Genomic DNA, 6,611 nt, shown 5'->3' on the forward strand with positions numbered 1-6,611 from the left:
TTGACGACGGTAGATCAGCAAGGGTTGCGGCAACGTTGCGACCCCCGTTGCGGGGTAGGAAGGTCCCTACTCCTCGTGCGGGCGTTCGGCTCCGTCGTCGCGCAGCAGATCCTCGAGCGCTTGGTCGACGTCGTCGAGCACCTCTGGCTCGCCGCGAGCCACGCTGGTGAGCCTGGCGATCAACCGCTGGGGGTCGTCGATATCCTCCGATGTCGGCAGCAGATCGGGGTGCGACCAGAGCGCGTCGCGCGCTTCGTTACCGACGGCATCCGTCACGGCCTGCCACATTGCTGCGGCCTCGCGCAGGCGTCGTGGGCGCAGTTCGAGACCGACGAGCGTCGCGAATGCCGATTCCGCCGGACCGCCGGAGGCCCGGCGGCGCTTTACGGTCTCGGCGATGGCATCCGCTTTGGGCAGTCGGATCGTGGCGCGCGCAGTGACGACGTCGACCCAGCCCTCGACCAGGGCGAGCATGGTCTCGAGCCTGGACAGGGCAGAAATCTGCGACTCGGACTTCTGCTGAATGAGGGAACCGTCGACCATGGCCTGACGCAGGTCCTCAGGGTTGGATGGGTCGAAACTGCCGGCCAATTCTTCGAGCCGGCTGGAGTCGATGCTGATGCCGCGCGCATAGGCGGTGACCGCGCTGGTCAGGTGCAGGCGCAGCCAGCGGGCGTGCCGAAACAGACGAGCGTGGGCGATCTCGCGCACGGCGAGATAGATCTGCACCTGGTCGGCGGGAACGTCGAGGCCCGCGCCGAAATCGGCAACATTCTGCGGGAGGAGAGCGGCCTGTTGCTCGCCGAGCAACGGAATGCCGACGTCGCCGCCGCTGACGACCTCGCTGGCCAGCTGGCCAACAACCTGGCCGAGCTGCATGGCAAACAGGGTGCCGCCGATGCTGCGCACGAGCTGGCTCGCATTGGCCACCATGCCCTGCATTTCTTCGGGCACCTGCTCGGCGAACACCCGAGTGAGGGAATCGGAGATGCTCGTAGCGACGGGCTCGGCGAGTTGGGTCCACAACGGCATCGTGGCTGTGACCCACTCCCGGCGGGTCATCAGGCGCGGTTCGACGGTGAGTTCGGCCACTGTGATGACGTCGTCGAGCCAGAGCGCTGCGATGTGGAAGGCCTGACGCAACTGCGTCTGCTGCTCATCGGTCGCCGTGAGTTGGCCGTTAGCCGCGCGCTGCTGACCCTGGGTGAGCGCAATCTGCCAGTCCACTCCGGTTCCCTGCGAGCTCATAGCGCCCTGCAGCTGCTGCATGAGGGCGGCCACACTCGCCGGGTCGTTGGGCAGACCAGCAGCACCGGCGAGCTGGCTCGGGTCGATGCCGCTTTTGCCGCTCAGAATGTCGCGGAGCATGTCCCGGAACTCGTCGCTGGGGTTGTTGTCACCGGGCTCGCCCGGGTTCTGATCTTTCGGGGGTAGGGAGTCGTCGGCCACTTCAGGCCCCTCTCAGTTGCATACTTCTACGCTAGTGCGAGTAGCCCGCCCGGGGCTGGGAAATATCCTAGGCTGAAGGGCTTGCTGTGCGCCCGTCGCGAACACGGCCCGAAAACCTCAACACGGAAGGAGCACGGTGGCTCTCTTCACCGATGACTCACCGGCACCCCAGGGTGCACGCCGCCGCCGCCCATCGATCGGCTGGACGGCACTGCTGGTCGCCCTGGTCGCTGGCGTGATCCTCGGCATCATGCCGGCCCCGTACGTCATCGAGAAGCCCGGCCCGGTCTACAACACCCTCGGCTCCGCCACCGATGAGAACGACGTCGACACCGCCCTCATCACCATCCCGAATGAGACGGTCTACCCGACCAAGGGCACCCTCGACCTGCTCACCGTTTCCCTGCTCGGAAACCGAGAGAACCGCCCGAGCTGGCTCAGCGTCGCCGGAGCCTGGCTCGACCCGAGTGAGGCCGTTCTACCTATCGACCAGGTCTTCCCCGCGAACGTCAGTACCGAACAGCGGGATGCGCGGGCCAGCGCTGACATGATCAATTCCCAACAGGATGCCATCGCGGCCGCACTCACTCATCTCGGCTACGACTACCCCACGACGGTCTCGGTGGTCAGCCTGCCCGACGGCTCTCCGGCCGAGGGCGTGATCGAACCCAAGGACCAGATCTCCGCGGTGAACGGTGCGCCGGTGGGCAGCGTCGCCGAATTACGTGCCGCACTACAGACCAACGGCGCCGAGACGGCAGCCAGCGTCGACATTATGCGTGGCGGGGCGGCCCAGACCGTCGAGGTCACTCCGATCGACAACGACGGCACGATCGTGGCAGGGGTCAACGTGTCGGTCGCCTACGACTTTCCGTTCGACGTGCAGATCCAGCTCGACAAGGTCGGCGGTCCGAGCGCCGGCATGATGTTCGCGCTCGGCATCATCGACAAGCTGACTCCGGGAGAATTGCAGGGCGGCGAGAACGTGGCCGGCACCGGAACGATCGACCAATCCGGCGCAATCGGCCCGATCGGCGGTATCCAACAGAAGCTCTACGGTGCGGTGGAGAACGACGCCACCTGGTTTCTCGCCCCCGCCGACAACTGCGACGAAGTGACCGGCAACATCCCCGACGGCCTGACCGTCTTCTCCGTCGCCACCCTCGACCAGGCCCTCACCGCCCTCGATGCAATCAAAACCGGTTCCGATACGAGCAACCTGCCGAGCTGCCCGGCCGGGTAGTGTGGCGAAAAGCTTGCAGTGATGACTCTCTCAGGGGCGCCTAAGTAAGATGGAGGTTGACCCTGATCACATCGTTAGTGATCGCCCTGTACCTAATGACTGAGCGCAAGAGGCCAATACGTGAGTTCATCAGCAGCCGACAACGCCCCCCGGCGCAGCCGAGCCCCGCTAGCAATTACCGCAGCGATTATCGCGGGGTTGGTGATCCTATTCTTTATCTTCGCCGGACTGTACACGGATGTGTTGTGGTTCGACCAACTCGGGTTCCTGAGCGTGCTGACCACTCAGTGGATCGCGGGCACCGTGCTCTTTCTTATCGGGTTCGTCGCCATGGCAGTGCCGGTCTGGGTGAGCATTCAGCTGGCCTATCGACTGCGCCCGGTCTACGCGAAGCTCAACTCGCAGCTCGATCGCTACCAGCAGGTCATCGAGCCGCTGCGCCGCCTCGCGATGTACGGTATCCCCGCCTTGCTCGGCCTGTTTGCCGGTGTGGCCGCAGCCACCCGCTGGCAGACCGTGCTCATGTGGCTCAACCGCACCGAGACCGGGCGCGTTGACCCGCAGTTCAACTTCGACATTTCCTTCTACCTGATGGACCTGCCGTTCTACCAGGCCGTGCTCGCCTTCGCATCCGCTGTGGTGCTCATCGCGGCGCTTGTCGCGGTTGCGACCAGCTACCTCTACGGTTCCATTCGGGTATCCGGCCGCGAGGTGCTCATCTCCAAGGCCGCGCGCGTACAGATCGCCGTCACTGCGGCCCTCTACCTGCTGCTGCAGGCCGTGAGTATCTGGTTCGACCAGTACTCCACCCTGACCAACCAGGGCACGCTCATCACCGGCGCCGGCTACACCGATGTCAACGCGACCATTCCCGGCCGCGCCATCCTCGCCGGCATCGCCGCCGTCGTCGCGCTGCTCTTCATCCTGACGGCCATTATCGGCCGCTGGCGCCTGCCGGTCATCGGCACCGCGCTGCTGATCGTGTCAAGCCTGCTGATCGGCTCGCTCTACCCCTGGGTCGTCGAGCGGTTCCAGGTGGAGCCGAGCGCGAAGTCGCTCGAAGCCAAGTACATCGAGCGCAATATCGACCTCACCCGGGATGCTTACGGCGTCGCCGGTGTCGAAGAGATTCCATACAATGCGAAGACCACCGCGGAGCCTGGCGCCCTGCGCGCCGACGCCGCGACCACCGCAAACATTCGTATTCTCGACCCCGCCCTGGTCAGCGACTCATTCCGCCAGCTCGAGCAGTTCCGCCAGTACTACCAGTTCCCCGACAACCTGAACGTCGACCGGTACATGATCGACGGAGTGTCTCAGGACACCGTCGTCGCCGTGCGCGACCTCAACATCGATGGGTTGAACACCGGTAACACCTGGGTCAACTCGAAGACCGTCTACACGCACGGCTACGGCATGGTGGCCGCCTACGGCAACCAGCGCTCGGTCGACGGCCAGCCGGTGTTCCTCGAGTCAGGCATCCCCACCAGCGGTGCGCTCGGCGACTTTGAACCGCGTATCTACTTCGGCGAGACCTCGCCCGAGTACTCCATCGTCGGTGACAAAGACGGCGCCGATCCGATCGAACTCGACTATCCGTCGGGCGAAGAGGGTGCCGGCCAGACCTACACGACCTTCTCCGGCGACGGTGGACCGAAACTCGACAATGCGTTCAAGAAATTGATTTATGCGCTGAAGTTCCAGTCCGAGCAGATCTTCCTGGCCGCCTCGGTCAACGACAAGTCAGAGATTCTCTACGATCGTGACCCGGTCACCCGCGTGCAGAAGGTTGCGCCCTACCTGACGCTCGACTCCGATGCCTACCCCTCCGTCGTTGACGGCCGAGTGATGTGGATCGTTGACGGCTACACCACCTCCGCGAACTACCCCTACTCGACCCCGGTAAGCCTGAGCGAGGCCATTGCCGACACGCAGACGCCGTCGCAGCCCTACGCGCTGGACAGCATCAACTACCTGCGCAACTCGGTCAAGGCCACCGTCGACGCCTACAGTGGCGAGGTCACCCTCTATGCCTGGGACGATAAAGAACCCCTGCTGCAGACCTGGCAGAAGATCTTCCCCTCGACCCTCAAGCCCATGAGCGACATGAGTGGCGAACTGATGAGCCACGTGCGCTACCCGGCCGACCTGTTCAAGGTGCAGCGTGCCATCCTAGGTCAGTATCACGTCACAGATCCCGGTTCGTTCTACAGCAAGAATGACGCCTGGATCTCGCCCAACGACCCGGATTCCCCGCCGACCAACCCCACCCTGCAGCCGCCGTACTACCTCACCATGCAGGTTCCCGGTTCCGACAAGCCATCGTTCTCGCTGTACACGACCTTCCAGCCGGAAGCCACCGGAGAATCCAGTCGAAATGTGCTCTACGGTTACCTCGCCGTTGACGCCGATGCCGGAGCTAAAGATGGCGTGCGCGCCGACGGGTACGGACAGCTGAGACTGCTCAACCTGCCCAAGGACGGCACCGTACCCGGCCCCGGCCAGGTGCAGAACGTCTTCAACGCAGACCCGACCGTCTCGACCGAGCTCAACCTGCTGCGGCAGGGATCGTCGACCGTGCTGAACGGTAACCTGTTGACCCTTCCGGTCGGTGGCGGACTGCTCTACGTGCAGCCGGTCTACGTGAAGTCCACCGGTGAAACCAGCTACCCGCTGCTACAGAAGGTGCTCGTGGCTTTCGGCGATCAGATCGCGTTCGAGGACACCCTCGACGGTGCCCTCGACGTGCTGTTCGGTGGCGATTCGGGTGCGACAGCCGGTGATACGGCCGTTCCGGACGACGCCACGACGAACAATGGCGGCGGAACAACGACCGAACCCGGCACTGGCGGCACGGACGTGCCGACCGGATCGACCGGTGACGCCGGAACGGATGCCGAGCTCAAGGCCCTGCTCGCCGTCGCCAAGACGGCGCTCGCCGAGAAGTCGGCGGCTCTGGCCGACGGCAACTTCGCCGACTACGGCACGGCAGACGCCAAGCTGGAAAAGACGATCGCGAGCATGCTCGCCCTGCTCGGCGAGTAACGCCACCCGAACGACGTGTCGCAAGCCCTCACCCATCTCGGGTGGGGGCTTGCGGTCGTTCAGGCCGATGGTGTTTGATGCCCGTATCGATACTATTTTGGCGAAGATGTTGCCATACCGACCTGAAGTGGTCGACCGCGCTTTCAGGGTGTGCTAAATTTGTACTTGTAGCGCGGGGTGGAGCAGTTCGGTAGCTCGCTGGGCTCATAACCCAGAGGTCGTAGGTTCAAATCCTGCCCCCGCAACTAAAAAGTCCAGGTCAGTTAGGTTTTTCGGTCCCTCATGAGGGAGTGGGAAATGACAGACTCGGCGCAAACTCGGCGCGACCATGGTCGCGCCGAGTTTTTTTGTCCCCGCGCCAGGTGCGCCTTGGACTACCTCGGCACCGTTCGGGATGCCTCGCGCACCTGTTGTGTATGGACACCCTGCACACGTTCCCCGGACTCGAGCCGGTGCTGACGACCAGTCAACTCGCCGCCCACCTTGGCGTCCCGTACAGACCATTCACGATCTGCGCCACGCCCACCGCGGTCCGCGCGGCTTCCGAGTGGGCCGCGAGATGCGCTACCGCCTCTCCGAAGTGCAGCACTGGGTCGAAGCCATGGAGTCGGAAGACCATGCCGCCGACTTCGCCGAAGGCGCCAAACGATGACCGGGCGTGACCGGCTCGAAATCGGAACCTACGGAGACCTCAACACCACCCGCATGCCCAGCGGCAACAGTCGAGCCGAGGTTCGGTATCGGGACGGGTGTGTCTCAGTAACGGTGTTTCCGGCGTTTTTCATTAGTAGGATTCTGCGTTCGGCCAGCGGTCTTGGAAGGTGATGGCGAAGGCGTTGAGAGCTGGCTTCCAACGCATCGTCCAACGAGCTCG

The 6,611-nt window shown here is 64.0% G+C and carries 3 protein-coding genes and 1 tRNA gene; 3 read left to right on the forward strand and 1 reads right to left on the reverse strand.

Going from position 1 to position 6,611, the window contains the following annotated elements:
* Window positions 1-66 precede the first annotated feature (66 nt).
* Window positions 67-1,368, reverse strand: a complete 1,302-nt coding sequence (locus tag QMK31_RS13970) for a zinc-dependent metalloprotease (protein WP_283501566.1) — start codon at window positions 1,366-1,368, stop codon at window positions 67-69.
* 217 nt (window positions 1,369-1,585) lie between these two features.
* Between QMK31_RS13970 and QMK31_RS13975 the strand changes: the two genes are divergently transcribed.
* The 3 genes from QMK31_RS13975 to QMK31_RS13985 all read left to right on the forward strand — a co-directional run bounded on the left by QMK31_RS13975 (window position 1,586) and on the right by QMK31_RS13985 (window position 5,982).
* Window positions 1,586-2,692: a YlbL family protein gene (locus QMK31_RS13975; protein ID WP_283501545.1), complete on the forward strand. Its 1,107-nt coding sequence runs from the start codon at window positions 1,586-1,588 to the stop codon at window positions 2,690-2,692.
* A 120-nt stretch (window positions 2,693-2,812) separates the two neighbouring features.
* Complete coding sequence (locus QMK31_RS13980; RefSeq protein ID WP_283501546.1) at window positions 2,813-5,737, forward strand: UPF0182 family membrane protein; 2,925 nt, start codon at window positions 2,813-2,815, stop codon at window positions 5,735-5,737.
* A gap of 171 nt (window positions 5,738-5,908) precedes the next feature.
* Window positions 5,909-5,982: transfer RNA gene (locus QMK31_RS13985), tRNA-Met, on the forward strand.
* The last annotated feature ends 629 nt before the right edge of the window (window positions 5,983-6,611 follow it).

Source organism: Cryobacterium sp. PH31-O1, assembly GCF_030063455.1.
In the GTDB taxonomy this organism is placed as follows: Bacteria; Actinomycetota; Actinomycetes; order Actinomycetales; family Microbacteriaceae; genus Cryobacterium.

Excerpts from the sequence above, each read along its gene's own strand:
- QMK31_RS13970 (WP_283501566.1), bottom strand. The coding sequence starts at position 1,368 with ATGCTCCGCGACATTCTGAGCGGCAAAAGCGGCATCGACCCGAGCCAG.